This is a genomic window from Dyadobacter sp. UC 10 (genome assembly GCF_008369915.1).
Lineage (GTDB): Bacteria > Bacteroidota > Bacteroidia > Cytophagales > Spirosomataceae > Dyadobacter.
The window spans coordinates 2,005,794-2,031,676 of sequence record NZ_VSRN01000001.1 but is presented as its reverse complement, the minus strand read 5'-3'; the positions used below and the strand labels follow the sequence as shown (position 1 = coordinate 2,031,676).

General features: G+C 45.1%; 21 protein-coding genes. 11 read left to right on the top strand and 10 right to left on the bottom strand.

All coding sequences use genetic code 11. From position 1 onward, the window contains the following. Positions 1-116 precede the first annotated feature (116 nt). The 6 genes from FXO21_RS08170 to FXO21_RS08145 all read left to right on the top strand — a co-directional run bounded on the left by FXO21_RS08170 (position 117) and on the right by FXO21_RS08145 (position 7,837). Positions 117-3,215 carry an SbcC/MukB-like Walker B domain-containing protein gene (locus FXO21_RS08170; RefSeq protein WP_149639632.1) on the top strand — a complete coding sequence of 1,033 codons (3,099 nt, stop codon included), beginning with the start codon at positions 117-119 and terminating at the stop codon, positions 3,213-3,215. 46 nt (positions 3,216-3,261) lie between these two features. Continuing rightward, positions 3,262-4,461 (top strand): hypothetical protein, encoded by a 1,200-nt coding sequence (locus tag FXO21_RS08165; RefSeq protein ID WP_149639631.1) that lies wholly within the window; start codon positions 3,262-3,264, stop codon positions 4,459-4,461. Positions 4,462-4,675: 214 nt separating this feature from the next. Continuing rightward, on the top strand, positions 4,676-5,062 hold the full coding sequence (locus tag FXO21_RS08160) for a sugar 3,4-ketoisomerase (RefSeq protein WP_149639630.1): 387 nt from the start codon (positions 4,676-4,678) through the stop codon (positions 5,060-5,062). Continuing rightward, the gene (locus tag FXO21_RS08155) at positions 5,059-6,150 is read left to right on the top strand and encodes a DegT/DnrJ/EryC1/StrS family aminotransferase (protein ID WP_149639629.1); all 1,092 of its coding nucleotides are present in this window, start codon (positions 5,059-5,061) and stop codon (positions 6,148-6,150) included. The genes FXO21_RS08160 and FXO21_RS08155 overlap by 4 nt, the downstream gene beginning before the upstream one ends. Before the next feature lie 2 nt (positions 6,151-6,152). Next, positions 6,153-7,073: a glycosyltransferase family 2 protein gene (locus tag FXO21_RS08150; RefSeq protein ID WP_149639628.1), complete on the top strand. Its 921-nt coding sequence runs from the start codon at positions 6,153-6,155 to the stop codon at positions 7,071-7,073. Then, the gene (locus FXO21_RS08145) at positions 7,070-7,837 is read left to right on the top strand and encodes a class I SAM-dependent methyltransferase (protein WP_149639627.1); all 768 of its coding nucleotides are present in this window, start codon (positions 7,070-7,072) and stop codon (positions 7,835-7,837) included. The genes FXO21_RS08150 and FXO21_RS08145 overlap by 4 nt, the downstream gene beginning before the upstream one ends. A 7-nt stretch (positions 7,838-7,844) precedes the next feature. Here the strand turns inward: FXO21_RS08145 and FXO21_RS08140 are convergent, their stop codons facing one another. Continuing rightward, positions 7,845-8,723, bottom strand: coding sequence for a PIG-L family deacetylase (locus tag FXO21_RS08140; RefSeq protein WP_149639626.1), 879 nt, complete (start codon positions 8,721-8,723; stop codon positions 7,845-7,847). 105 nt (positions 8,724-8,828) lie between these two features. Between FXO21_RS08140 and FXO21_RS08135 the strand changes: the two genes are divergently transcribed. Continuing rightward, positions 8,829-9,623: an SDR family NAD(P)-dependent oxidoreductase gene (locus FXO21_RS08135; protein ID WP_149639625.1), complete on the top strand. Its 795-nt coding sequence runs from the start codon at positions 8,829-8,831 to the stop codon at positions 9,621-9,623. Here the strand turns inward: FXO21_RS08135 and FXO21_RS08130 are convergent. The 7 genes from FXO21_RS08130 to FXO21_RS08100 all read right to left on the bottom strand — a co-directional run bounded on the left by FXO21_RS08130 (position 9,616) and on the right by FXO21_RS08100 (position 16,748). Next, positions 9,616-11,010: a sodium:solute symporter family protein gene (locus tag FXO21_RS08130; RefSeq protein WP_149639624.1), complete on the bottom strand. Its 1,395-nt coding sequence runs from the start codon at positions 11,008-11,010 to the stop codon at positions 9,616-9,618. The genes FXO21_RS08135 and FXO21_RS08130 overlap by 8 nt on opposite strands. Before the next feature lie 145 nt (positions 11,011-11,155). Then, the gene (locus tag FXO21_RS08125; protein ID WP_149639623.1) at positions 11,156-11,461 is read right to left on the bottom strand and encodes a DUF3300 domain-containing protein; all 306 of its coding nucleotides are present in this window, start codon (positions 11,459-11,461) and stop codon (positions 11,156-11,158) included. A gap of 226 nt (positions 11,462-11,687) precedes the next feature. Next, positions 11,688-11,987, bottom strand: coding sequence for a Dabb family protein (locus FXO21_RS08120; protein ID WP_149639622.1), 300 nt, complete (start codon positions 11,985-11,987; stop codon positions 11,688-11,690). A gap of 29 nt (positions 11,988-12,016) precedes the next feature. Beyond that, a complete protein-coding gene (locus FXO21_RS08115) occupies positions 12,017-13,108 on the bottom strand; it encodes a sensor histidine kinase (RefSeq protein WP_149639621.1) in 1,092 nt (363 codons plus the stop codon). Positions 13,109-13,441: 333 nt separating this feature from the next. Continuing rightward, complete coding sequence (locus tag FXO21_RS08110; protein WP_149639620.1) at positions 13,442-14,716, bottom strand: Glu/Leu/Phe/Val family dehydrogenase; 1,275 nt, start codon at positions 14,714-14,716, stop codon at positions 13,442-13,444. A gap of 276 nt (positions 14,717-14,992) precedes the next feature. Further along, positions 14,993-15,709, bottom strand: a complete 717-nt coding sequence (locus tag FXO21_RS08105) for a LytR/AlgR family response regulator transcription factor (protein WP_149639619.1) — start codon at positions 15,707-15,709, stop codon at positions 14,993-14,995. Position 15,710: 1 nt separating this feature from the next. Then, positions 15,711-16,748, bottom strand: coding sequence for a sensor histidine kinase (locus FXO21_RS08100; RefSeq protein ID WP_149639618.1), 1,038 nt, complete (start codon positions 16,746-16,748; stop codon positions 15,711-15,713). 244 nt (positions 16,749-16,992) lie between these two features. On the opposite strand from FXO21_RS08100, the gene FXO21_RS08095 reads away from it, so the two are divergent. Beyond that, positions 16,993-19,437 carry an outer membrane beta-barrel protein gene (locus tag FXO21_RS08095; protein ID WP_149639617.1) on the top strand — a complete coding sequence of 815 codons (2,445 nt, stop codon included), beginning with the start codon at positions 16,993-16,995 and terminating at the stop codon, positions 19,435-19,437. A 65-nt stretch (positions 19,438-19,502) separates the two neighbouring features. Here FXO21_RS08095 and typA read toward each other — a convergent pair whose 3' ends face one another. Then, positions 19,503-21,317: a translational GTPase TypA gene (typA, locus tag FXO21_RS08090; protein WP_149639616.1), complete on the bottom strand. Its 1,815-nt coding sequence runs from the start codon at positions 21,315-21,317 to the stop codon at positions 19,503-19,505. A gap of 298 nt (positions 21,318-21,615) precedes the next feature. Between typA and FXO21_RS28730 the strand changes: the two genes are divergently transcribed. From FXO21_RS28730 to FXO21_RS08080, 3 genes are all read left to right on the top strand, one after another. Further along, on the top strand, positions 21,616-21,759 hold the full coding sequence (locus FXO21_RS28730; RefSeq protein WP_192579189.1) for a hypothetical protein: 144 nt from the start codon (positions 21,616-21,618) through the stop codon (positions 21,757-21,759). Positions 21,760-21,840: 81 nt separating this feature from the next. After that, on the top strand, positions 21,841-23,433 hold the full coding sequence (locus FXO21_RS08085; protein WP_149639615.1) for a M28 family peptidase: 1,593 nt from the start codon (positions 21,841-21,843) through the stop codon (positions 23,431-23,433). A gap of 63 nt (positions 23,434-23,496) precedes the next feature. After that, positions 23,497-24,363, top strand: a complete 867-nt coding sequence (locus FXO21_RS08080; RefSeq protein WP_149639614.1) for a TraB/GumN family protein — start codon at positions 23,497-23,499, stop codon at positions 24,361-24,363. 1 nt (position 24,364) lies between these two features. Here the strand turns inward: FXO21_RS08080 and FXO21_RS08075 are convergent, their stop codons facing one another. Further along, entirely contained in the window at positions 24,365-25,822 is a 1,458-nt protein-coding gene (locus FXO21_RS08075; protein ID WP_149639613.1) for an NADH-quinone oxidoreductase subunit N, read from the bottom strand. Positions 25,823-25,883: the final 61 nt, after the last annotated feature.

Sequence of the window (25,883 nt, the reverse complement as noted above, 5' to 3'; positions counted from 1 at the left end):
GGTTGTTTTCTGGCTGCTAGTGTTTGGTATTATTACATATTAATTCTAAAAGCTAATGGCTAACAGCTTAAAGCTAAAAGCATAGAGCCTAACGCATACTGCCTAATGCCAAAACAATGATCCCCAAATACCTCAAAATAAAAGGCTTATATTCTTACCAAACTGAACAGGAGATTGATTTTGATCCTTTGACGGATGCTGCGTTGTTTGGGATTTTTGGTGCGGTCGGGAGCGGGAAATCTTCTATTCTGGAAGCGATCACTTTTGCGTTATATGGAGATACCGAGCGGCTGAACAAGTCTGGTGACGACCGGACCTACAATATGATGAACCTGCGCTCCGATGATCTTTTGATAGATTTCGAATGCATTGCCGGGAAAAAAGGGGATAAGTATAAGTTCACGGTCCGCGGGAAAAGGAATACAAAGAATTTTAAGGACGTAAAGACTTTCGAGAGAAGGGCTTATATCTGGGAAGATGAAAAGTGGGTGCCCTTGCCGGAAACGGAATCGACTGAAAGTATCATCGGGCTGAGCTACGATAATTTCCGTCGCACGATCATTATCCCTCAGGGACGTTTCCAGGAGTTTATCGAACTCCGCGATGCGGAACGCACACGGATGATGAAAGAGCTATTTCAGCTCGAAAAATATGATTTGAGCCGAAACGTCGGGTCGCTGAGCAAGCAGAACGATATTGCATTGTCCAATCTGGATGGTCAGTTGACAGGATTGGGCGAGGTAACCCCGGAAATGATCGACGAAGAGCAAAAAAAGCGCGAGCTGATAAGAGCAGAGATCAGGAAGATAAATGCGGAGTTGTTACTTCAAACGGAGTTGGAAAGTCTTTTTCAACGGCTGAAAGCGACGGCGGAAAAGATCGGTTTACTTCAAAAGCAAAAAGAGGAGCTTGAACTAAGTGCTCCGGAAATGCAGCTTCGGGAGGAGGTACTCAAGATTTATGAAATCTGTTCTCTCCATTTTAAATCGCTTTTTGACCAAAAACGTAAGCTTGCATCAGATACTGAGCGAGAGGAAAAGCAATTTTTAAACAACCAGTTAAGAAGCAAAGAGCTGGCTGTTTTGATTAAAACGCAAAACGAAACCCTGAGTGAGCTGAAACCCCGGTACGGGAAGCGGGAAGAATTGCTGGATACGGCCGACGAGCTGGAAAAAGTGATCCGGATTCTGGAAAGCTCGACGGCTGTCACAAAGCGAAAGGAAGCACTGGAGCGCGGTGAAGCGCAGTTGAAAGTCACTGATAAGGCGATTGAACTGTTGAAACTACAGAAGCTTGACAAGGAAAAGGAAAACGAATCCAAAAAAGCGGAGCTGGCTGATATTCATGAATTAAGCCTGATTAAATCATGGTTTTTGAAGGCAGACAGCCTGGCAGAAAACAGGCAAATGGTTAAGGCAGAGGCGGAAGATTTGCAGACAGAATTGAAAACTCAACAAGCCGCACTCGATGAACAATTGGAAAAAAGCCGCGCCATGCTGCTCCATGACCTGCCTCTCTCCGTTAGTCCTGAAAATTTTCAAACCACAATTCAAAACTTCCTGAATGCAAGCGAGGGAGAGAGAAAGTCGCTTTCGGCAACTCTTCTAGGTATGAAGACGCAGCTTGCTTTGCAGAAATATTCGGTTGCATTGGAAGACGGACAACCGTGTCCGCTTTGCGGCTCTTCGCATCATCCCGCCAAGCTGCACGATGATGATTCGCTGGATTCTGAAATCAAAACTGCTGAAGTAAGTCTCTCGAACCTCGAACAACGCGAGCATTTGGTCAGGAAATCGCAATTGCCGGTGGAGCGACTGTTTAACCAGATTGCAGTTCTTGAAAAGCGGAAAGCTGCTATCAGAGAACGCTGGGACCAGGCAAAGGAAAAAACGAAGGAACACGAACAGCTTTTTTTGTGGGAACGGTTTGACAAAAACGACCGGGCGGCTTTTGAAAAACATTTTGAAGCAGTCACCCAAAGCCAGAATGCAATACGGGAAGGCGAGGCGGCGATCAAAAAACTGACGGCGCAGATAGAAATGGAAATTCAGCAAAAAACTGAAAAAATAGAAAAGCCACTGCAGGTGCTCAAAGACGAGATTATCCGGCTTGAAAATACGGTTTTAACCTTGTCAGAACAGCTTGAAAAGGTGAAGCTGGCAGACTTTGTGAACGAGCCGGAGCAAAAGATTTTTGAAAAAGTCAATGCACTGAAATCTACCTACAAGGAAATCACTGCGCTTTTTGAACAAACCGAACAACAGCTGAATGCACTTGAAATGGAGAAAAATGTGCTGGCTGGAAGTCAGGCCACTTTGCAGGCGGCATTGGATAGTTACCGGAAAGATCTGATGGACATTCAGGGTAAAATTGATCTGGAGCTTTCCCGATACGAATTCAATTCTGAGTCTCAGGTCGAAGCGATATTGGGAAAAAATATCCAAATCGATACTGAGCGGAAAGCAATTGAGACTTTCAAGTTTGCGCTGGAGACAACAAGCCGCGATTTGCAGCAGCTTTTGCAGGAAAATACGGAGCAGCAATATAACGCGGAACAACACGAAGCGGCAACCCTGGCCAAACAAACCCTAACAGCCAGCCTGAATGCGCATCAGAAAGAAGAAGGCGGACTTGACCGGCTGCTTAAAAAAATGGCTGACGACCTGGCTAAAAAGCAATTGCTGGTTAAAGAAAAAGAGCGGTTAACCCTCAGGAAAGCGCATTTGGACGATCTCTCAAAACTATTCCGTTCCAGCGGGTTCGTGGATTATGCTTCCAGTATTTACCTGAATAACCTTATTCAGGCAGCAAACCACCGTTTTCACCAAATGACGCACCAGCAGCTGCATCTGGAACTGGGGGAGGGGAACAGTTTCTGGATCAGGGATTTGCTGAATGGAGGACATATGCGGTTGCTGAAAACTCTTTCGGGCGGGCAGAAATTTCAGGCGGCCCTTTCCCTGGCGCTCGCGCTTGCTGATCACATTCATGTCCGCAACGAATCGAAACATAATTTCTTTTTTCTGGACGAAGGTTTCGGTTCACTCGATAAAAATGCCTTACAAACTGTTTTTGAGACACTTAAGTCGCTCAGAAAGGAGAACCGTATTGTCGGGATTATCAGTCATGTAGAGGATTTACAGCAGGAAATCCAGACTTATCTCAAGATAACGGAAAGCGAAGAAGGTAGCCGGATTGAAGCGAGTTGGAAGTGACTTTTCAATAACCGTATCTTTGGTATTATACACATATTACCCCCTAATGATATTAGAGAATTTCTACAGGTCATTTTTTTCCTGGATTGAACTCAGGTTATCTGGCGGCAACTGGCTTTGGAAGGCCACGCTGGTTTCCGTTGCCATCGCGCTGTTTCTCGCATTTCCGCCCTATACGCTTTTGATCGACCACTTTCGACCGGGAGGAGTAAAGCTGGACGCCTGGGTTTTTATTCATAACCAGGCCCAGGACCTTTTTCATCCGAAGGACATGGATTATGATGTCCGGCGCGAGAATATGATTTTTCGCTGGACACTGCCATTGTTTTCTTTTCTTACGAACGGCAACATTCTCATCATCCTGTTCGCTCAGGCCATTGCCGGAATCGTGTTTTTGAAGCGGATCGGCAACTACGTTTACTCACTTTGCGAGGATAAAGCGGTAGCTGCGCTGGTGATATTGTCGGTAGCAAATACCTTCGTGAGTGTCTGGACATTTGCGGATGTGCATGGATATGGTGACGGTTTTGCCTATTTCTTTCTGCTCGCCGCATTGTTAAGCAGTAACCCAATTCATATATTCCTTTTCTTGCAGGTTGCTTTTTTTACTGATGAAAGAGCGGTAATCGCGGGAGGGTATTTAATGCTCTGGTGGATGGTTACTAAAGCCTATGAAAAAAATGATTTCAGTTTTTCGGGTATTTTCAGGCGGTTTTTTGTGAAAGAATGCCTGGTCGTCTGGGTAGCCTGGATCATTTACTTTGGAATTCGTATTTATGTGCAGGGCAAATATTTCCCAAACCATAGTTACTCAACAATAGGAACTCCTGTACTATTCGCAAATGCGCACCGGAATGGGCTGGGTAGTAGCATTTGGGCCACTTTTGAAGGGATCTGGCTGATCATTCTGGCTGCTTTTCTGGTTCTTTGGCTTACAAAACGATACTGGCTGGTACTGGCATTACTAGTCGGTTTTATCGTATTGACAGCGACGGGAATATATGTGCACGATCTGGACCGGGCGCTGGCTTATGGATTCCCGTTTATCTTATTATCTCTCCATATACTAGTAAAAACGACCTCGCTTCCGACAATCCGGCAGATCCTGTTTTTTACCGCGGTAGTCTGCGTTATCCATTTGCAAGTTTTTTATATGGGTTACAATAGAATTCTCTGGCTGGAACCTTTACCAGTCAAAATGTTGATGTATATCGATCATTTTGCGGGCTGGCATTTTTTTAAATAGGGACAGGTTGTCCGTTAGTCCCTGGAGATGGATCGCGCAGATTATCCTTTTATAAAGTTTATTTTTCAATATGCTGATAATAAAATAATTAACAATAGCCTTTCGGTAATTGGCTTTTAAATCTGATTCTTTTATTTGTATTTTGAGAAGAACTCTGAATTCTCAGTCGGTTTGTTAATTGGGTGTTAAAGAGGTACTAACAGAAGATTTCCCTATGCCATCACTAATTACTTTGAATACGTTCAATACCGACTCAGGCAACCTGACGGTATTTGAAAAGATCATTCCCGGGACGATAAAGCGTGTTTTTTATATCTACGGTACCGGTGATGCGCCGAGAGGCGGGCATCGGCATCATAAAGCCTGGAATGCATTGATATGCCTTCATGGAAGTTGCCGGGTTTACTCCAATGATGGTGAAAGAGAGGAATATTTTACTCTCAATAGCCCCGACTCTTGCCTTATTCTTGAACCCAAAGATTGGCATACGATGGATATGTTTTCTTCCGACGCGATGTTACTGGTTTTGTCAAATGAATATTATGATAAAGCCGATTATATCGACGAACCTTATATGCTGAGCCAGCTTCTGATTCAATGATTCCTTTTCTGGATTTAAACCTTGTCAACGCTCCATACCTCGATGCAATTGAAGCTGCTTCCTTGCGGGTTATCCGTTCAGGATGGTATATTCTGGGTGAAGAGCTTGCAGCCTTTGAACGCGCTTTTGCCAATTATTGTCAGGTTGGACATTGTGTAGGAGTTGCCAATGGTTTGGACGCCATTACGCTGATTTTTAAAGCAATGGATTTTCCTCCCGGGTCCGAAGTCATTGTTCCTGCCAATACTTATATTGCGTCCGTATTGCCGCTTAGCTTTCTGCATTTGACACCCGTGCTGGTTGAACCAGATCCTTACACCATGTTGCTTGATGCGTCGCTGGTCGAAGCGCATATTACTACTAAAACCCGGGCAATATTAACGGTTGATCTTTATGGAAGAAGCTGCGAAATGGATGCGATCTCAGCGCTCGCTGAAACATATGACCTGAAAATAGTAACTGACGCAGCCCAGGCGCACGGTACCAAATATCAGGGAAAAAAGGTAGGCTCAATTGCGCATGCGACGGCTTTCAGCTTTTATCCCACCAAAAATCTGGGTGCACTCGGCGACGCTGGTGCGGTGACAACTTCCGATGAAACCCTCGCAAAGAAGATCAGATACCTCCGAAACTATGGATCCCAGCAACGATATAAAAATGAATACCAGGGTGTTAACAGCAGGCTGGACGAAATTCAGGCGGCTATCCTGAATGTCAAACTGCCTTATCTGGATAAGGAAAATGAACGTAGGCGGGAAATCGCCGGGAGGTATTTGGATGAAATAAAGCTGTCGCAACTGATTTTACCGCCAGCCGACCGGGTGCAGGAAGATTCCTGGCACCTTTTCGTAGTGCGGCACCCCGAGCGCCAACGCCTGATTTCGTATCTTGAAAGCAAAAGTATACAGACAAACGTTCATTACCCGCTGCCTGTCCATAAACAGCTGGCTTACAAGTCGATGGCTCAGCTCATCCTGCCGGTAACCGAGCAAATTCATGAAGAAGTCATCAGTTTGCCGCTGAATCCGGTGATGAGCGACGAAGAGGTTGCTTACATCATTGAAACCATCAATCAATTCGACTCGTGAGTATGAAGTTGTCAGTCATCATACCGGTTTACAACAGCGAGAAGACGATCAGTCCTTTGGTTGAAAAACTGCAGGGTACCTTATCTGAAATAACATTTGAAATTATCCTTGTTAACGATTGCAGCCGCGACAAATCCGAGGAGGTGTGCATGCAACTGTCGAAGATTTATTCGAATGTGCGCTTTATCTCGCTGCGCCGGAATTACGGAGAATTTAATGCTGTTATGTGCGGTTTGAACTGGGCTTTCGGTGATTATAGTGTCATGATCGACGACGACTTTCAGAATCCTCCCGAAGAAATCCTAAAACTGGTTGAAACCGCAGAGAACGGGCAGTACGATGTGGTATATACCTATTATTCAAAAAAACAGCATTCGGTAGGGCGTAACCTGGGCAGCAAGCTGGTGAATTGGTTGACGAGCTATTTACTCAACAAACCGAAAGATCTCTATCTATCGAGCTTCAAGCTGATACGTAAGGAAGTAGTTCAGGAAATTATTAAATACCAGGGCCCCTATCCTTACATTGACGGGCTGATCTTCAGAATTACAAAAAATATCGGGACAGTGCAGGTTGCACATTTGAAGCGTGAAGAAGGGATCTCAAATTATACCTGGCAAAAACTGGTCTCGCTTTTCCTCAATATACTTTTTTGCTATTCCTCTCTGCCGATCCGGCTATTCATGCCGATTGGGGTCGGTTTGTTTACGCTGGGCTCTCTTCTGCTGTTGTTCCTTACAATTCAATGGCTGATCGGCCCGGACCCAAAGGGCTGGCAAGTGGTTACAGCTACTTTTATATTTATAGGAGGAATACAATGCACATTGTTGAGCGTATTGGGAGAATATATCGGCAAGAGTTTTATGGCACAAAGCGGTCAGCCGCAATATGTGATTAAATACAATAGCGGGGAGCCTGTATGATCGACAACAGACTGGAATATCAGCGCATGTTTGAAGTAGAGCAGCAGCTCTGGTGGTACCAAATCCTGCATGCGCGTGTTTTGGAGCAGGTTAAGCGGCATTTTGGAGCAGATAACACTGGTCTGGCTATTCTGGACGCAGCTTGCGGAACGGGCGGTTTGTTATCTTATCTGAGACAAAATGGATACGATAATGTCACAGGCTTCGACTACTCACAGCACGCGATTGATTTTGCAAATGAGCGGAAACTGAATGTCACGTTTGGCGACCTCAAAGATATGGAATTGTATTTGCCCGGCAGGAAATTCGATGTGATCAGCTGCAACGATGCACTGTACTTTTTAAGTGATCAGAAAATCATCCATGCATTGCAGGATTTTAAAAGCCGGTTGAATAACAATGGCATTATTATCATCAATATTCACGCTTTTGAAGCGTTTTCTGGCACGCATGATCTGGCAGTAGGAAGCCAGCGAAGATTTACGATTGCCGATTTTAAGACGTACAGTGCCGCAGCCGGCCTTAAAATTCAATACAACAGCTACTGGCCATTCTTGTTATCACTGCCTATTCTGCTGGTCAGGCAGTGGCAGAAGTACCAGATCCGCCGTAGCGCGGTGAATATCAGCGAAGTGGATTCCGATGTAAAATACCCGGGTAACCTGATCAACACTATACTCCGTGCCATCACGAAAATGGAAGCTGCGCTGCTGCCCGGTGCGCCTTTTGGCAGTTCTTTGTTTATGGTCCTAAAACCACTTTAATTGCTGCTTACTTTTTGGAAAAGCCTGCCTGATTGATCTTTTCAAAAAACTCTTTCGTTTTATTCAATCCCGCCTCTCCATTGATCTCGAAATACCAGAACGTTTCCAGGTCGCCCCGGTGCATAGCCTGGTTCATATCACCGCTCTGCGACTTGTGCGCTGCCTTCACCCAATCCGCTACAATCATGTAGCTGTGCTTGTTATCCTCTCCGAAACTGGCAGAACGGTCAAATTCAAAAACCGGTGCCGAGGCAAGAATGTTGGTTTCGGGATAGCCAATCAATCCTGCGAATTTAAACGAAGACCCTTTGTTTTGCGATTGCCCGCCCAATACAACCGGTTTCTTTGCTCCTGCAAACCGCTGCACTGCCCGTATCGCGCTGATTGACGCCGTTTTATGGTGCGCGTGCTGGCCGTCGTGGGGGATCAGGCAAAATATGAAGTCATAATTTCCTTTGCGCAGAATCTGGTCGAGGCGGGTTTCAATGTATTTGATGTCCCAGTTCTTACCCGCGAGATAAGGCTTTTCGTCCCGGTTATAGTAATCATCCAGCTGGTCAAAAAAGAAGAAGTTCCCGATTCCCATGATTTCACCCGAGGCCATGATTTCTTTTTTCCGGATCAAGGGTAAATGCTTTCTGCCTGTAGCCGAGTCGACCATATTCAATCCGTAATAACTAGATGCCACCAATCCGTTGTAGCCTCCCGATGCATCTGTGATCAATGCAAGATCAGCGGAGCCTTTCAACTCGCGCGTCGCCTTGAATATTGTGACCGGGAACATGGTTTCATCGTCCGGGTGGGCAGTTACAATCAGTATGCGCGGACTTTGGGCAAAGGCTAAATTTGAAATCAACAGAAAAAGGCACAGATAAAGATTCTTCATTTGGACGTTTTCGAGGATTGACTTGTTATCAGATCACCTTCTGGTTGTAGTTAATATGCAACTGCCGGTTTGAAGGGTATTTTATTTGAATAATAATAAAAAATTATGGATTTGCAACTAAAAGGAAAGACAGCGTTCATCAGCGGATCTACGCAGGGAATTGGTCTTGCTATCGCTCAGAACCTGGCCAGAGAAGGTGCCACGGTGATCATCAACGGAAGATCTCAGGATAAGGTGGATGAAGTGGTGAGAAAATTGCAGCAGGATGTTTCCGGAGCTGATATCTCGGGCATCGCAGCGGATTTTTCAAAAGTGAATGAAGTAAATGCATTAACTGAAAAGCTGCCCGAAATCGATATTCTGATCAATAACGCAGGAATTTTTGAGCCAAAACCATTTATAGAAATAACTGATGACGAATGGTTTAAATTTTTTGAAGTGAATGTAATGAGCGGCGTAAGGCTTTCACGCTACTTTTTTCCTAAAATGATCGCGAAGAACTGGGGCCGCATTATTTTTATTTCGAGTGAATCCGCTGTCAATATCCCGGAGGAAATGATCCATTACGGTACCACCAAAACCGCCCAGCTGGGTGTAAGCCGAGGTTTGGCCGAGCTGACCAAGGGTACTAATGTGACTGTCAATACGGTAATGCCCGGGCCAACCAGGTCGGAAGGTGTGGCTGAATTTGTAAAACAGCTGGCCGCAGGTAATAATATGTCACCGGAAGAGGCCGAGAAAGATTTTTTCAAAACCGCCCGCCCGACTTCCCTGCTGCAAAGATTTTCGTCGGTAGAGGAAATTGCGAACCTCGTGACTTATGTGGCGAGCCCGCTGTCTTCCGCAACTAATGGTTCTGCATTAAAAGTGGACGGAGGCGTAGCGAAATTTATCATTTAACCCCGATATCGGAAAGTCCTGGGTAGCGTCTCGCGAGGATTATGCCCAGGATCATTCCTCCCAAGCTGGCCAGTAAACCGTAGATCAGCGGAGGGTATTCGGTATTAAAAAACGAACAGGCGATCCAGACTACCAGTCCGAAAACCATGGAAAAAATGCAGCCCAGCTGATTTGTCGCTTTCCAGTAAACGCCCGCAGCGAGCGGAACAAAAAGCGATACCAGACTGAATGCAGACGACTCGGCAACGAGATCAAAGATACTCTCGCGGGTGAGCGCCATGATAATGCAGGTGCCGGTGATCACGATAATACTGGCGCGGATAATGCGCAGTAACTGCCGGTCGTCGAGTTTTGGATTAAAAAATTTAACAATATTCTCCCCGAAAACGACTGCGGGCGCCATTACTGCGCTGCTGGTCGTGCTCAATATGGCCGAAACCAGCGCGCCGAAAAAGAGGATCTGCAAGGGTAGTCCCATGTGTTGCAGGATCATATTCGGAATGATCATTTGGCCGTCTTCTTTGGGTTGAGGATAAAGATATTGGCCGCACAGGCCGATAAATAGCGGAAGTAATGCGACTGTCAGATACATGAGCGAAGACAAAAGGCTAGCCTGCACCGAAACTTTGGCGGATTTGGCGGACATAACCCTTTGAAATACATCCTGCTGCGGAATTGATCCCAGCCCGATCGTGATCCAGGCTGCAAAATATTCAACAGAGGCTTTGAAGGTAAAATCGGGAAAAAAACGGAAAAAGCCTGGCGGGGCTTTGTCGATCAATGGCTGAAAACCGCCCACATCCTGGTAAAGACTGACTGATACGATCACCAGACCGATAATGATCATTAAAGTTTGAACGAAGTCGGTAATGGAAATGGACCACATTCCTCCCCAGATCGTGTAAAGGATCACGACGACCGAGCTGCTGAGGATACAAGCTGCCAGCGACCAGCCCAGCACTACTTTCAGCACAATGCCCATTGCAAGTAACTGCGCAGCGATCCAACTGAAATAGGAAGGAATGATCAGTATTGCAGAAAGAAGCTCTGCCTGCCGCCCGTACCTGATCCTGAAAAAGTCACAAAACGTGATGATGTTCATTTTGTAAAATTTCCTCGCAAAGAAAAGCCCTACCAAAAGCAGACATAGTGCCGCACCGAAAGGATCTTCAATCACACCCAGGAGTCCTTTTTCAACAAATTCGGTAGGTGCCCCTAGAATGGTTTCGGAGCCAAACCAGGTTGCAAAACTCGCGGAAGCGGCCAGAATAAGCGGTAGTTTCCTTCCAGCCAGCACAAAATCCTGAGTAGACGAAATCCGGGACGATGACCAGAGTCCGACCCCGAGATTGGCCAGCAAGTAAATAACGATAGAAATTGCCAGCATTTGGCGAATTGGTCAGTTGCAGTATTTTATTCTGCAAACAAACACCCGACACGCTAACTAAGCAAGGAAATGAGGAAAATCACCAAAATAAAACCGGCAGCCAGATTTACTGACCGCCGGTTCTGGCAAAAGGTATGGTGAATAATTATTTTGGTCCGCGTCTGTGCTGGCGGTTGCCATAATGGTTGCCGCGGTTATATTGTTGCCTGTAATGCCTGTTGTCCTGACGGCTCGGGCGATATCGGTTGGCGTGGATCACCCTTCTTGGTGCCGGCTTCACAACTACTACATGTGGTGGTCGCGGGGCGTAATAATAAGGCCTGTAACCGTAACCGTGCCTGTATCCGTAATCATAACCAGGATTATATGAGGCTCTGTAAGTACAGGAAGAAATACCGATTGCTGCAATAACCGTTACGATCAAAGGCAGCAGGAATCTATTTGCTTTCATGGCCTGAATTCATTTTGTTGATACTTTAAAAACGATTTTCGGGCTGTAATAGTGCCTTTTTGAGGGGAGAAAGGAGGATGAAGTAAGGGAGGAAGTTGACTTATCCACAGAGTGGATAAGTTGTAAACGTGGTTTAAATGGTTGTAAATAGCGGTTTTGTAGAGTTGTTAACAGGTTATCCACAGTTGTGATGTGGATAACTTGTTAACAAATATTAGCAAGCGAATTATGCTTCTACATCGTAGATCACGACCTTCTCCCAAAGATGTGCGCAGTCTTCGACAAACTTTTTATGAAGTGGGTGAACCTGGTAAACGTCGTGTGCTGCTTCATCTGCAAAAATCAGTATTTCGGCAAAATCATAAGTGGCGTCGATCACCGGGCGGCGCGTAGCTGCGGGGGTACCTATGTAAACGCTTTCAATCGATTCAATGGCTTCAAGGGATTTGATTCCAGCCAGCAGCTGCTCGCGGGCTTCCGCATTATCCTTTTCTTTCAACCAAAAAAAGACATTATGTACAAACATGGAAGATGGTTTTATAGATTTTAAAATGGTTACGAATTCACCTGTGTCACAAAATCTTCTTCGCCCTGTTCTGCCTGTGCGCTTCCGAAGGCTTTTTCGAGCTTAAAAGAGAATGTAGTCCCTTTATCCGGTTTTGACATGACCGCAATCTTGGTATCATGCGCATTCAGGATGTGCTTTACAATCGCCAGCCCAAGTCCGGTGCCGCCGATATCTTTGCTCCTGCTTTTGTCTACCCGGTAGAAACGCTCAAATATACGGTTCAAATGCTCATGTGGAATACCTGGACCGGTATCTCTCACCGCCACTTCTATGTATTTTTTTCCTTCGCTGAAATGTACGGTCACTTTGCCGCCCTCATTGCCGTATTTGATTGCATTTTCGATCAGGTTGAGCATTACCTGTTCCATGCGGTCGGCATCGGCCATTACCCACACTTCGGACAGATCGTCGGGTTTCACCTTGAATGTTACATTGCGGGCCTTTGCGATATTCTCCAGCCTGCTGAATATATCTAGGGACATCGAGCGAATATCAATTGGGGCAAGTGTCATTTTGATGTCCCCCGTTTCCATCTGAGACAGCACGAGCAGGTCTTTGACCAGAACATCAAGGCTATCAAGGTTATTTGCGGCCTTCCGAAGAAAACGTTCCCGGACTTTGTCGTCTTCCATAGCGCCGTCGAGCAGTGTGTGGATAAATCCCTGGGCAGCAAAAATGGGCGTTTTAAATTCGTGGGAAACGTCGGCCAGAAATTCTCGTCTGAACAATTCGAGCTTTTTCAGCTCGTCGATCTCTTTTTGCTTTTTAGTAACATACACAAAGATTTCATCATTGATCGTCTTCAACGGATTGGATTCCTGGATAAGCTTTTTTCGCGGCGTCATTTGAAAATCCCGCATTTTGAGCTTGTGGATCGTGCGGTACATTTTGTTAACCTCACGGAAAACCAGGATGTCAACCGTGTACAGGACCAAAAAAAATGAGGATATAAAAGCGGAGATTGAAACCACAAAAAGCATTCCTTTTGATACCCCGTCTACAAAAGCCAGAAAAGTGGTGGTGATGAGGGAAATAAGGAATGCGAGTATAACGGCAATAAAACGCGGACTTAGTGACATACTTCATGCATTGTTGCCATAAAGTTAACATTTCTGTCCTTTATAAAGCAGCATTTGCAGGGTGCGTTGGGATTTGTTAATGTGGGGGTAATGTTGGTTTTGGTTCGGAGTTGGTCGATGTTGTTCGACGTTGTTGGGGATGGTTTGGGGTTGATCGGTATGGTGATAAGTAAATTAGTTTGAGATGTATTTTCTTGAACAACCATTCAAAATGACCCACGCCAACAATTTCTAACTATATCCAACAATTTCGATCAACCCCAAACCACACCCAACAATTTCAAACCATCCCGAACAACATCGACCAACTTCGACGCAATTCCACCATAACCCTTAGTACCCTCCCCTAAACTTATAAGTACTCGAAACTTTGTCGATCGCTACGATGTAGGCAGCGATGCGGAGGGATACTTTATGTTTTTGTGAGACTTCATATACTTTGTCGAACGAATCTTTCATGATCCGGTCTGTGCGGCGGTTGATCCTTTCCAGTGTCCACTTGTAGCCGATCCGGTTCTGTACCCATTCAAAATAGGAAACCGTCACACCGCCTGCATTGGCGAGGATATCAGGGACTACCATGATGCCTTTTTCATTGATAATATCGTCGGCTTTGGACGAAGTGGGGCCGTTGGCGCCTTCTACGATCATCTTAGCCTGAATGCCGGATACATTTTTGCGGGTGATAACATCTTCCTTGGCTGCTGGCACAAGTACATCTACCGGTAAAGTAAGCAGGTCATCGCCAGGTATTAGTTCGGCACCTGAAAATCCTTCCAGAGACCCTCTATTGGCGTCACGGTAAGCGACAGCGGCTGCCATATCAATACCTTTGTCATTATAATATGCGCCGGAAATATCGCTTACTGCGTGAATCGCGACGCCACGGTCACGGAGGAGTAATGCAGCATGTGATCCCACATTGCCAAACCCCTGAACTGCCGCGGTAGCCCGGTAAGGATTGATACGCAGCTTTTCCATACCTGCCAGCGCCGATACCATAACACCCCGGCCGGTAGCTTCTGTCCTGCCGAGCGAGCCGCCGAGTACCAGCGGTTTTCCGGTAACTACTGCCGGCACGGTCATTCCTTTCGATTTGGAGTATTCGTCCATCAGCCAGGCCATTTCCCGGGGGCCGGTTCCCATATCGGGTGCCGGAATATCCTGGTCAGGACCAAAAACGTCCAGTAAGGCAGTTGTGTAGGCGCGCATTAAGCGTTCAATTTCGCCGGCAGACATTTCGCGCGGGTTGCAAGCCACGCCGCCTTTTGCACCCCCGTAGGGAATATCCACAACTGCACATTTCCACGTCATCCACGCTGCAAGCGCGCGTACTTCATCCAGATTTACATCCGGGTCAAACCGGATGCCTCCTTTGCTGGGACCTAAAATAGTAGAGTGTATGACACGGTAACCTTCAAAAGTCCTGATCTCGCCGGAATCCATGGTGACGGGCAGGCCAACAATTACCTGCTTGCGGGGTACTTTTAATATGTGGTACATTTCTTCCGAAATTCCCAGAATGTCCACAGCTTTATCAAATCTTTGCATCATTGACTCCAACGGATTTTCTTTATCCTTGATGGGGGCCGGTTCTATGTATGACATCGTTAACTTATTGAATTTAAGATTGTTAATGAATAATTCGCATTGAACAATACAAACTTACTGTATTTGTTTTTATAATAACAAAAAACCAAAATTTCTTGAAATACTACAATAAAACGCGAAAAGTAGATTGTTCTTTGTCTGTGTAATTGTCTGATACGAATTATCGACTTCCAATCAGAAATCCAAATATGATGACAGGTTTTTCAGCTTTTTTAAAATAACACAAATTGGCGTTGAGAGGAAATATTTTTAGCCCACTTGAATCGGCAGATCCTATGACGGTAATCCCAGGTCTTTGAGAAAAGCTTCCCTAAAATTGCTGCCGATCGGTATTTCGGTTGGGCCGATGAGCAACCTGTTTCCCTCAATATGATCGATTTTAGATTTGTTTACGATAAACGACCTGTGCACGCGGGAGAAGCCGGATTTAGGTACCAGTTCCTCAAAGCCGGAAAAAGTCATAGCGGGAAGGAGCGTCTGCCGGGATGTGACGATTTTTGTGTAGTTGCCGCTGGCTTCGGCATAAAGTATTTCAGTAAAGAATAACTTGAAGATTTTACCCTCCGTTTTTATGAAAATAAAATCCGTTTTGGGATCGTTAGGAGCAGGTTTGGAGGCTTGCGCGGGAATCAGCAGCCGCTCTACGGCTTTGTCGACGGCTGTAATGAATCGCTCGAGGGAAAAGGGTTTCAAAAGATAATCACAGGCAGAAAGGTCGAATGCATCCAGTGCGTATTCTTTATAGGCAGTGGTAAAAATTACTTGCGGCGGGTTTTTCAGTGTTTTTAGAAAAGTGACGCCGTCGATCACAGGCATATTGATATCCAAAAAGAGAATATCGGCATTTTGCTGAAATAAGAAGGTTTTCGCTTCCAATGCATTACCGATCGAAGCCACGACAGACAGATATGGTAAATGCGCGCAATATGTTTTGAGGATATCCCGGGCGATAGGCTCGTCGTCGACGATCATGCATTTGATTTTTTCCATTTCACTTTGCTTTGAGCCTTAGCGCAATCTGATAATCTGCTGCTTCCGCTTTTATAGTCAATTCGTGCTCGTTCGGGTACAGTAATTCCAGTCTCTTTGTTACATTCGGAAGCCCGAATCCACTATTTTTACCCAATATCGTATTTTCTGCTTCCGATTTTCCGTAAGAATTCCTTACTGAAAACAAGATAAGGTCGTTCCAGGTTTTGAGGGAAATATTGACGAAAATCTTTTCGTCCGGTGTGTTTTTCGAGTGCTTGAATGCATTTTCTATAAACACAATGAGCAGCATCGGGGCAATTTTAATGTTGGCGTCCGCTATATTTTCAATGTCCGTCACCAGCGCCAGCCGCTCGCCGATCCTGATCTTTTCAAATTCAATATAATTCTCAATGTAAGCCAATTCATCTTTGAGCGGGACGAATGTTTCTCCGGCATCATACACGGAATAACGGAGTAAGTCGGCGAGTTTGAGTAGTAAAGGCGGGATTTTTTCATGCTGCGTAATGGATAATCCGTACAGATTATTTAATGTATTAAACAAGAAATGGGGACTTAACTGGGATTGAAGTAAATGCAGCTCACTCTTACTATGTGCGGCCTGGCTCCTGGCTTCCTGCAATTCTCTTTTTCCAATCGTTCTCACAACCTTTATTAGCATACCCAAAGAAATACTGCCGATCAGAAATGGAAACCAGTAAAGAAGAATGTGGAGTGCTGCCGCTCCTTCGAAGGGAAATGCGAGCTGCGCAAATAAACCAATGCCGCTGGCGATCAATACAATAGCAATTGCAATGGCAAGTGTGCGAAGATCTTTGACGTGAATAATGAGGAGCTCGGCAAAGTATCTTCCAACAAAAATAGCGGCCATAAAAAAGATGGTAATGGCCGTCGCAAGTGCCTCATCGTTATTGAAATGCATGGCATTGCAGAAAAAATCCATCGCAATCCATATCGGCACGGACACGAGCCCGGCGACGACAACGACAGGTGCTTTTACCAGAAACTCGTGATTCTGAAGATCCTTAGGCTTATTCATTGATTTTGATGCTTAGTTCTTTAAGATCGTAAATCTCAACGACCCGGTCCCTATTTTAAAATCCTACTGGCATACGGTATTTAATTCCTGACAAACACCGCGAAATGCGGTTCGAATTGTTTTGTAAGCCTGTAATCGTATTCTGTCAGTGGTTTGGGAAGTTACGACACTATTATTTCCCCTGTTTGTGCCAGTTGCCAATATTTGCTTCATCATAAAAGGACAACCTTTAATAATTGAAGCCATGAAAACGATAAGCAAATTTTTGATCATTTTACTTTTTACCAACCGGCTGTTTGCCCAGTCACCGACCCATTCGATTTCCGGAAATGTGAAAAATACAGGCAATGAGGTTTTGCCCGGCGTAACTGTGCGAATACTAAGAATGCCCGATTCGGTTTTTGTAAAAGGAGAGATTACGGACATTGGTGGCCAGTTTCAGATCAATGCATTGGAGAACGGAACCTATCTTCTGGATATATCGGCAATCGGACAGAAAAGATTTGTCAGCCTGCCGATGACACTTGACAGCGTGCACCGATCCATTGTGTTACCGGCAATTATTCTGCTTCCGGCAAAGGACATCGCATTGAAGGAAGTTACTGTAAAGGCGAAAAGGCCGCTCATTGAACAGGAAATCGACCGTACAATTGTGAATGTAGAATCAATGATCAGCAGCGCTACAAGCAATACACTGGAAGTTTTGGAAAAAACACCTGGCGTTTCTGTCAATATTAACGGTGAAATAAGCCTGAATGGAAAGAACGGTGTGCTGGTACTCATTGACGGGCGGAGTACCTATATGTCGGGGGCAGATTTAGCTGCATACCTCAAATCACTGCCGGGAGGATTGCTTGACAAAATCGAGCTGATTGATAATCCTTCGGCCAAATACGACGCGGCCGGTAATGCTGTAATTGATATAAAATTGAAAAAGAATCGTGTAGGAGGACTTACCGGGAGTTTTTCGGTGGGAATGAGCCAGGGCAGGTACGCCAGAAGCAATGGTGCGTTGAACCTCAATTACAGCCATAAAAAAGTAAATCTGTTTGCGAACCTGGGTTATGGTTACGAGAAAAATTACAGTGAAGATATTTTCGACAGAAGGTTTTATAATGAATCTTCAAATCTGATTTCGAGTGTGGATCTGACAAATGATCAGGTTTATAAAAACAAAAGTATCAATGCCAATTTCGGTCTGGACTTTGCAGCTACTGCGAAAACGACCTATGGTTTGATTTTCAATTTGAATAAAGCAAAAAGAGATGGTGTGTTTGAATACGAAAGTAAAAATTATGATGCCGCGCATCAGCTGGTAGTAATGGGTTCGGGCAGTACAATTGGTGGGGATAAACGGGCTAATACCGGCATCAATTTTAATATGCTTCATAAATTCAATACCGGCGGGAGAGAACTTTCGATGGATATCAATTACCTGAATTATGGTAATAATGGAAATCAACTTTTAAGAAACCAGACATTTGAGCCAGGCGGTGAATTTTCCGATCAGGAAAATTTCAGATACCGCGTTCCTTCCGACATTCATATTTATACTGCCAAAGCAGATTACGCACATCCATTGAAAAACAATGCGCGATTCGAATCCGGTTTTAAATCCAGTCTGATCAGAACTGATAATGTATTCAACTATTACGATGTGGAAGATGGAGCGGAAACATTGAACAATACGCAATCCAATCATTTTAAATACAATGAAAATATCAATGCTGCATACCTGAACGGACAAAAATCCTGGAAGAAGTTCGGGATACAGCTTGGATTGCGGGTTGAGAATACGAATATTGAAGGAAATCAGCTGGGCAACGCAGCAGTTACCGGATCGACATTTGCCAAACATTACACCGGCCTTTTTCCAAGCGGATACCTGAGTTTCAAACCAGACGAAAAAGGAAATAATACTTTGGGCTTAATGGCTGTCAGAAGGATCAGTCGGCCTAATTATCAATTACTTAATCCATTTCTTTTCCTTCGCGATCAATACACTTACAGTACAGGCAATCCGGATCTGAATCCGCAATACCAAAGTCGTCTGGAATTAAAATACCAGCGCAAACAATGGCTGAACATGGGTTTGAGTTACAATAAATTTAAAAACACATTAATCCCGATCACACAAATCATTGATACTGTTTTCGTCAATAAGCCGGGTAACGTTGCCGGGGGATTTATGGTACTGCTAAACACAACTGTCTCGGCCTCGCTTACCAAATGGTGGTACACCAATACCACTTTGCGGCTGTCGAGGATCGGGCTGAAAGGCGAGGCATTCAATTCGGCTATTGATTTCAAAACCAATATCGCCCGGCTTGAAGTAAATAATTACTTCACACTTGGAAAAACGGTTTCAGCGGAATTGGGCGGTTATTATGCAAGCCGCGACTTCACTGCCCAGACCGTGACAGGTGGAATGTATCGCGTGAATGCATCGATCCAGAAAAAGCTTTGGGAAGGAAAAGGAAGCATCAGAATTTCTGCTGAAGACATTTTCCATTCCTGGGTTTATCACAACCGTTCGATCGCACTGATCAATTCAGAAAATTTTCAGACAAACAGAACGGATACACAGCGGATCGGGGCCGCATTCACTTATCGTTTTGGAAAGGATACATTCGTCCGGAAGCGAAGACATAACAACAATGCTTCGGATGAAGAGAAGGAGCGGTTGTAGGCTGCTACGAAATAAAAAGGGAGCACTTTCGCGCTCCCCTTTTACTATAATATTTCAGAAATGTGCTAGACCATTTCCAGTTTTGAAGCGTAACGCTTGCGATCGTTTTCTTCCAGATAGATCTTGCGCATACGCATGCTTTGCGGCGTCACTTCAAGATATTCATCTTTCTGGATGTATTCCATCGATTCTTCCAGAGAGAAATTGATCTTCGGAGCGATACGCAGACCGTCATCTGTACCTGATGCACGCATGTTGGTCAGTTTTTTCGCTTCCTGCAAGTTTACCACGATATCGTTCGGGCGGTTGTGCTCGCCGATAACCTGTCCACCGTAGATCTCGTCACCTGGCTCCACGAAGAAACGGCCGCGATCCTGCAATTTATCAATGGTATAACCAGTAGCTGGTCCTGTGTTTTTAGAAATAATAGAACCGCTGATACGTCCTGGGATTGGTCCGCGGAATGTACCGAATTCTTTGAACCGGTGTGTCATAACTGCCTCACCCTGCGTTGAAGTCAATACATTAGAACGCAATCCGATCAAACCTCTTGACGGGATCAGGAATTCAAGGTGTTGCAAATCGCCTTTTGGCTCCATAACCAGCAATTCACCTTTACGCTGCGTCGCCAATTCGATCACCTTACCAGCAGTTGCTTCCGGAACATCTACCACCAATGTTTCGATCGGTTCCAGTCGCTCACCGTTTTCATCTTCTTTGAAAAGAACTTGAGGCTGACCTAGTTGCAGCTCATATCCCTCGCGACGCATTGTTTCGATCAATACCGACAAGTGAAGGATACCACGTCCGAAAACAAGGAATTTATCTTCTGTATCAGTTGCTTCAACACGCAATGCAAGGTTTTTCTCCGTTTCTTTCATCAAACGGTCACGCAAGTGGCGTGATGTTACAAACTTGCCTTCTTTACCGAAGAAAGGAGAGTTATTGATCGTGAAGAGCATGTTCATAGTTGGCTCGTCCACGGCAATACGAGCGATTGGCTCAGGATTTTCAAGATCAGCAAGTGTATCACCGATTTCGAAATCTTCAATACCGGTTACTGCACAAATATCTCCTGCTGTAACTTCTGAAACCTTCACTCTTCCAAGACCTTCAAAAGTCTGAAGTTCTTTTACTTTCACTTTTTTGATCACACCGTCCGCTTTGCAAAGAGACAATGTCGATCCTTCTTTAATAGTACCGCGTTTCACACGACCAATTGCGATCCGGCCAACGAATGCATTGTAGTCAAGCGACGTGATCTGCATTTGCAAGGTACCTTCGTCTATAACCGGTGCAGGGATCGATTCTATGATCGTATCCAGCAGGTAAGTAATATTATCAGTTGGTTTCTGCCAGTCAGGGCCCATCCAGCCTTGTTTTGACGAACCGTAAACTGTAACAAAGTCAAGTTGGTCCTCAGTAGCGCCCAGGTTGAACATCAGGTCAAATACATTTTCCTGAACTTCTTCCGGGCGGCAGTTTTCTTTATCTACTTTGTTTACAACTACGATCGGCTTCAAACCCAGATCGATCGCTTTTCCTAATACGAAACGGGTTTGTGGCATCGGGCCTTCAAAAGCATCGACCAGCAACAATACGCCATCCGCCATTTTAAGTACGCGTTCCACCTCACCACCAAAGTCTGCGTGACCTGGTGTATCAATTACATTGATTTTCACATCCTTGTAACGCACCGATACGTTCTTAGAAACGATTGTAATTCCACGCTCGCGTTCCAGGTCGTTGTTGTCCAGAATCAGGTCGTCGAACTCCTGATTGTCCCTGAAGAGCTTTGAAGCGTGAATGATTTTGTCAACCAATGTGGTTTTACCGTGGTCAACGTGCGCAATGATTGCGATGTTACGAATGGCTTGCATTGTTTTATAGATCAATTGTTTACGAAACCTGAAATCGATAGTTGGAATGTGTTACCAGGCCCCGCTATGCTTGTTTGACTGAAGTATTGTCAAAATAAGGTGCAAATGTACTACTTTTCTACTGAATAACAGTATTTTACAATTAAATTATTGTTAATAGCTGAAAAACAGGCTTTCTACTACAAGAAGTGCAAATGGTGAAGAGAAGTGCGGCGAATTTTTCAATTCGCGCCATTGTTGGTGTTCCGCGGTTGTTGATATTGCTTTCACCTTTTTTGGTGTTCCGCGTTTGTTGGTGTTGTCACCAACAACCCTGCACGATGCAGTCGGTGACAACACCAACTGGGGCAGGAATGATGCAGTCGGTGACAACACCAACTGGGGCAGGAATAATGCAGTCGGTGACAACACCAACTGGGGGCAGGCACGATGCGTCCGTTGACAACACGCACTGAGGCGGCGTTTTGCATTCGACCCGCGGTTTAGTTACTTTGTAACAATTGACATAACAAGAGGTTTACATATGAATAAAAATTGGCTCGCAGGGATATTCCTTTCCGCTGCAACAATTGCGAATGCACAGGACGATGCGGCTAAATATGCAGAAAGCATTACCGCTGGTGATCTTAAAAAGCACCTCGTTATTATCGCTTCCGATAGTCTGGAAGGCCGCGATACAGGTTCGCCGGGACAGAAAAAAGCTGCTGAGTATGTTTCGAAATACTATAAGCAATTCGGTTTGCTGCCTGCGGCAACTGATTCTGACGGTTCTAAAAGCTTTTTACAGAAATATACCCTGCATAAAAGAGGTTGGGGCGATGTGTATGTGAAGGCTGGCAATGAAAAGTTTGAGTTCAATAAGGATTTCTACTTAAATGGGATACTGATCGCTCCGGAAGAAGTTTCTTCGGAGGTGATATTGGCTGGTTATGGTATTGATGATCAGGCCTATTCGGATTACAAGGATCTGGACGTAAAAGGTAAATCGGTCATCATTTTCGAAGGTGAGCCAAAAGCTGGCGACGGGAAATATCTGATCAGTGGAACTTCCGAGAAGAGCAAATGGGGCGCGGCTATCGGCTGGCAGAGTAAAGTAAAAGCGGCTCACGAGAAAGGAGCGAAGTATGTTTTTATTATCACGGATAAAACCGGCGATGATCTCGATAAGGAAATCCGGCAGCGGGCGGTTATGGCGCGCAGATTTAATGCGCCTACCTTGAAGCCTGTTCAGGAAAACCCGAACAATATTGCGGCGGTTGGCGTTTCGCAGGATGTGGCTGCGAAAATCCTGAATACCTCGGTAGCAAAGCTGGCAAAAAGCAAAGCCGCTATTGACAAAACAGGCAAGCCTCTGACCAAAAATCCATCAGGCCAGGTGGCTGTGAAAGCTGAGCGTACGAGCGAAACGATTGAGACTGAGAATGTGGCCGCCTTTATGGAAGGGTCAGATAAAAAGGATGAAGTGCTTGTAATCAGTGCGCATTTGGATCATATCGGTATTTCTCCAAACGGGGAAATCAATAATGGCGCTGATGATGACGGTTCGGGAACTGTGTCTCTGCTCGAAATCGCCGAAGCTTTCAGTAAGGCCAAAGCAGAAGGAAAGGGACCAAGAAGAAGCATTCTGTTTTTGAATGTCACCGGAGAAGAAAAGGGATTGTTCGGCTCTGAATATTATTCGGAAAACCCCTTATACCCCCTTAAAAATACGATTGCAGATCTGAATATAGATATGATCGGCCGCGTGGATGAGGCACATAAAGATGATCATAAATATGTGTATCTGATCGGTTCTGATAAGCTTTCATCCAAGCTGCATGAGATCAGTGAAGAGGCAAATAAAAAATATGTCAACTTTAAGCTTGACTACACTTTCAACGATCCCAAAGATCCAAACCGCTTCTATTATCGCTCGGATCACTACAATTTTGCAAAAGTCGGCGTACCTGTGATTTTCTATTTTACTGGCGTGCACGAAGATTACCACAAGCCGGGTGACGATGTGGAGAAGATCCTTTTCGACAAACAAACATCGATTGTGAAATTGGTTTTCCATACGGCCTGGGAGCTCGTGAACCGTGATGAAAGGATCTTGGTGGATAGTAATAAGGAATAAAGGTTTTTGGGAGAAAGGGAGGAAGGGGGAAGGGGAGAAAGGTTGTATTTAACTTTTTTTGTGATGAGGGTTTCGGTTTGGATTTTTGGGTTGATGTTTTGTTTTTGGACAAAAGCTGGTTTTGCGCAGGTTCCTGCTGAAAATGCATTGCTTTGGGAAATTTCGAAACCCGGCCAAGCGAAACCTTCCTACCTTTTCGGTACGATTCATTTGATCTGTCCGGGGGATTTTTCGCTGACTGATTCATTGAAATCGGCTTTATCCAGATCCGGGCAGGTTGCTCTGGAAATGGATATGGACGATCCGGGAATGATGATGACGATGATGAAGTCTATGAATATGAAAGACGGCGTCGAATTGAAAAGTCTGATTACCGAGTCCGAATACAATAAGCTCAATCAGTTTTATAAAGATTCAGTAGGAATTGGTTTGGCGATGTTTGAAAAGGCCAAACCGTTTGTTTTGATGGGGCCGCTCTTCAACGCGGTCCTGGCCTGTCAGCCGCAATCCTACGAAATGGCGTTGATGGACCTGGCAAAAAAGCAGGAGCTTGAAATAGTAGGGCTCGAAGCGCTTGACGAACAAATGGCCATTTTTGACTCAATACCTTACAAGGACCAGGCGAAAATGATTGTTTCAATGGTCAATGATCTTCCGAAAGCCAGAAAAGAGTTTAAAAACCTGGTTGCACTTTATAAAGTTCAGAATATCAGCGAACTATATAGCCTGACAATGAAAAGCGAATATGGGCTGGAAGGAAATGCCGAAATCATGCTTTTTGACCGGAATAAGAAATGGATTCCGCGTATTCAGAAAATGATAGAGGAGAAGCCGACTTTTTTTGCGGTAGGCGCGGCACATTTAGGAGGTGAGCAGGGTGTGATCGCACTGCTGCGCGGACAAGGATTTAAAGTCCGGCCAGTACTGTAATTCAGAATGCACTAATCCATTGCAACAGCCAGTCGGGGCTGAAGAACAATGCGAGTACGGCGATCAATACAAATCCTGCCAATACTTTTCCTGGAACATTATCATTGGGTTCCTGTATTCCCACTTTTTCAGATTTAAAGAAAAGTAAATAGGGGAGCCGCAGATAATATGCCAGTGAAATCGCCGCATTCAATATCCCGCCGATCAGCAGCCACAACATCCACGGAAATTCTTGTTGGTGGTAACTTTCCCAAAGCGCAGAAAATATTAAGACTTTTGAAGTAAACCCAACCGTAGGCGGCAACCCGGCCAGCGCGATCATTATTACGGTGAGAGTTGCTGAAATCCAGATATTTGTCTTACCCAAACCCTCATAATCAGCCAGATTGGTGTCGGATTTTGGTTTCAAAATATCAATGAGCAGGAATGCGCCCAGGTTAATAATCAAATAGGAAGCAGTGTAAAATACCGCCGCCTCGAAACCAAAACGACTGTAAGCAGCGATTCCCACGAGCAGGTAACCCGCCTGTGCGATAGAGGAATAGGCTAGAAGTCGCCGCGCATTGGTTTGCCACAAGGCAGCAACATTCCCGATCGTCATGCTGATCAGCGCGATGCCGCCCAGGATTGGGAAATATTGTGCAGGTAAAATTCCCGCAAGACGCATTAATACCAATACAACCGCTACCTTAGGTGCCACAGACAAAAAGGAGACCAGTGGGGTAGGAGCGGACTCGTAAACATCTGGTGTCCAGACGTGAAATGGAACGAGCGACAGTTTGAAAAGCAGCCCGGCGAGCGTCAGTACAATGGTTACCGTTACTACCAGATCATTATTGTTAGATAGTCCGGCAGTGAGTGCCTCGCTGGTAATGTCCATCGTACCGGTAATACCGTAGATGAACGAAATTCCGTAGAGCATGACAGCTGAGCTGGCTGAACCGAAAAGCAGGTATTTGATACCACCCTCCGCAGCTTTCCGGTAGGGCAACAATGCGACGAGAATATAAGAACTGATCGAAATGAGTTCGAGCGACAAATAAATGGAGAGCAAATGTGTGGACATACTCAGCAAATTCATCCCGGCCACGGCCGCGATCAGCAACGCATTGTATTCCGGCGGGAAATCGTATTTGAGGATCCGGACGTGCAATAAGGTAAACAGCCACGCAAATGCGATCAATAGCTTAAAAAAAACTGCCTGCCGGTCGAGAAACAACAGGGGGTGGAATTTGAAAGAGGGTTCAGCATTCCATTGCACTAAAATCAGCCCGAAAGTGACAATACATCCAGCTAGGGCTATATTTTGCAAATAAGCTGCTGATTTTGCGGGAGTGAATCTTTTGAAAAAAAGCAATTCGGCGAGCAGGATGAAACAAAAAAGGAGAGCCAGGAAAATTTCCGGAACGATGCCTGCTAAGCTTTGGCGTATATGTATGAGCTGTTCGCTGATATTCAATGGAACGGGTACAATTTTTTTGGCAAAAGTACTTAAAGATGACAGGGAAACCAGCCAATGC

Bases quoted from the DNA above. Each gene is read 5' to 3' on its own strand.
- FXO21_RS08170 (WP_149639632.1), top strand. From the start codon at position 117: ATGATCCCCAAATACCTCAAAATAAAAGGCTTATATTCTTACCAAACT.
- FXO21_RS08165 (WP_149639631.1), top strand. From the start codon at position 3,262: ATGATATTAGAGAATTTCTACAGGTCATTTTTTTCCTGGATTGAACTC.
- FXO21_RS08160 (WP_149639630.1), top strand. From the start codon at position 4,676: ATGCCATCACTAATTACTTTGAATACGTTCAATACCGACTCAGGCAAC.
- FXO21_RS08155 (WP_149639629.1), top strand. From the start codon at position 5,059: ATGATTCCTTTTCTGGATTTAAACCTTGTCAACGCTCCATACCTCGAT.
- FXO21_RS08150 (WP_149639628.1), top strand. From the start codon at position 6,153: ATGAAGTTGTCAGTCATCATACCGGTTTACAACAGCGAGAAGACGATC.
- FXO21_RS08145 (WP_149639627.1), top strand. From the start codon at position 7,070: ATGATCGACAACAGACTGGAATATCAGCGCATGTTTGAAGTAGAGCAG.
- FXO21_RS08140 (WP_149639626.1), bottom strand. From the start codon at position 8,723: ATGAAGAATCTTTATCTGTGCCTTTTTCTGTTGATTTCAAATTTAGCC.
- FXO21_RS08135 (WP_149639625.1), top strand. From the start codon at position 8,829: ATGGATTTGCAACTAAAAGGAAAGACAGCGTTCATCAGCGGATCTACG.
- FXO21_RS08130 (WP_149639624.1), bottom strand. From the start codon at position 11,010: ATGCTGGCAATTTCTATCGTTATTTACTTGCTGGCCAATCTCGGGGTC.
- FXO21_RS08125 (WP_149639623.1), bottom strand. From the start codon at position 11,461: ATGAAAGCAAATAGATTCCTGCTGCCTTTGATCGTAACGGTTATTGCA.
- FXO21_RS08120 (WP_149639622.1), bottom strand. From the start codon at position 11,987: ATGTTTGTACATAATGTCTTTTTTTGGTTGAAAGAAAAGGATAATGCG.
- FXO21_RS08115 (WP_149639621.1), bottom strand. From the start codon at position 13,108: ATGTCACTAAGTCCGCGTTTTATTGCCGTTATACTCGCATTCCTTATT.
- FXO21_RS08110 (WP_149639620.1), bottom strand. From the start codon at position 14,716: ATGTCATACATAGAACCGGCCCCCATCAAGGATAAAGAAAATCCGTTG.
- FXO21_RS08105 (WP_149639619.1), bottom strand. From the start codon at position 15,709: ATGGAAAAAATCAAATGCATGATCGTCGACGACGAGCCTATCGCCCGG.
- FXO21_RS08100 (WP_149639618.1), bottom strand. From the start codon at position 16,748: ATGAATAAGCCTAAGGATCTTCAGAATCACGAGTTTCTGGTAAAAGCA.
- FXO21_RS08095 (WP_149639617.1), top strand. From the start codon at position 16,993: ATGAAAACGATAAGCAAATTTTTGATCATTTTACTTTTTACCAACCGG.
- typA (WP_149639616.1), bottom strand. From the start codon at position 21,317: ATGCAAGCCATTCGTAACATCGCAATCATTGCGCACGTTGACCACGGT.
- FXO21_RS08085 (WP_149639615.1), top strand. From the start codon at position 21,841: ATGAATAAAAATTGGCTCGCAGGGATATTCCTTTCCGCTGCAACAATT.
- FXO21_RS08080 (WP_149639614.1), top strand. From the start codon at position 23,497: ATGAGGGTTTCGGTTTGGATTTTTGGGTTGATGTTTTGTTTTTGGACA.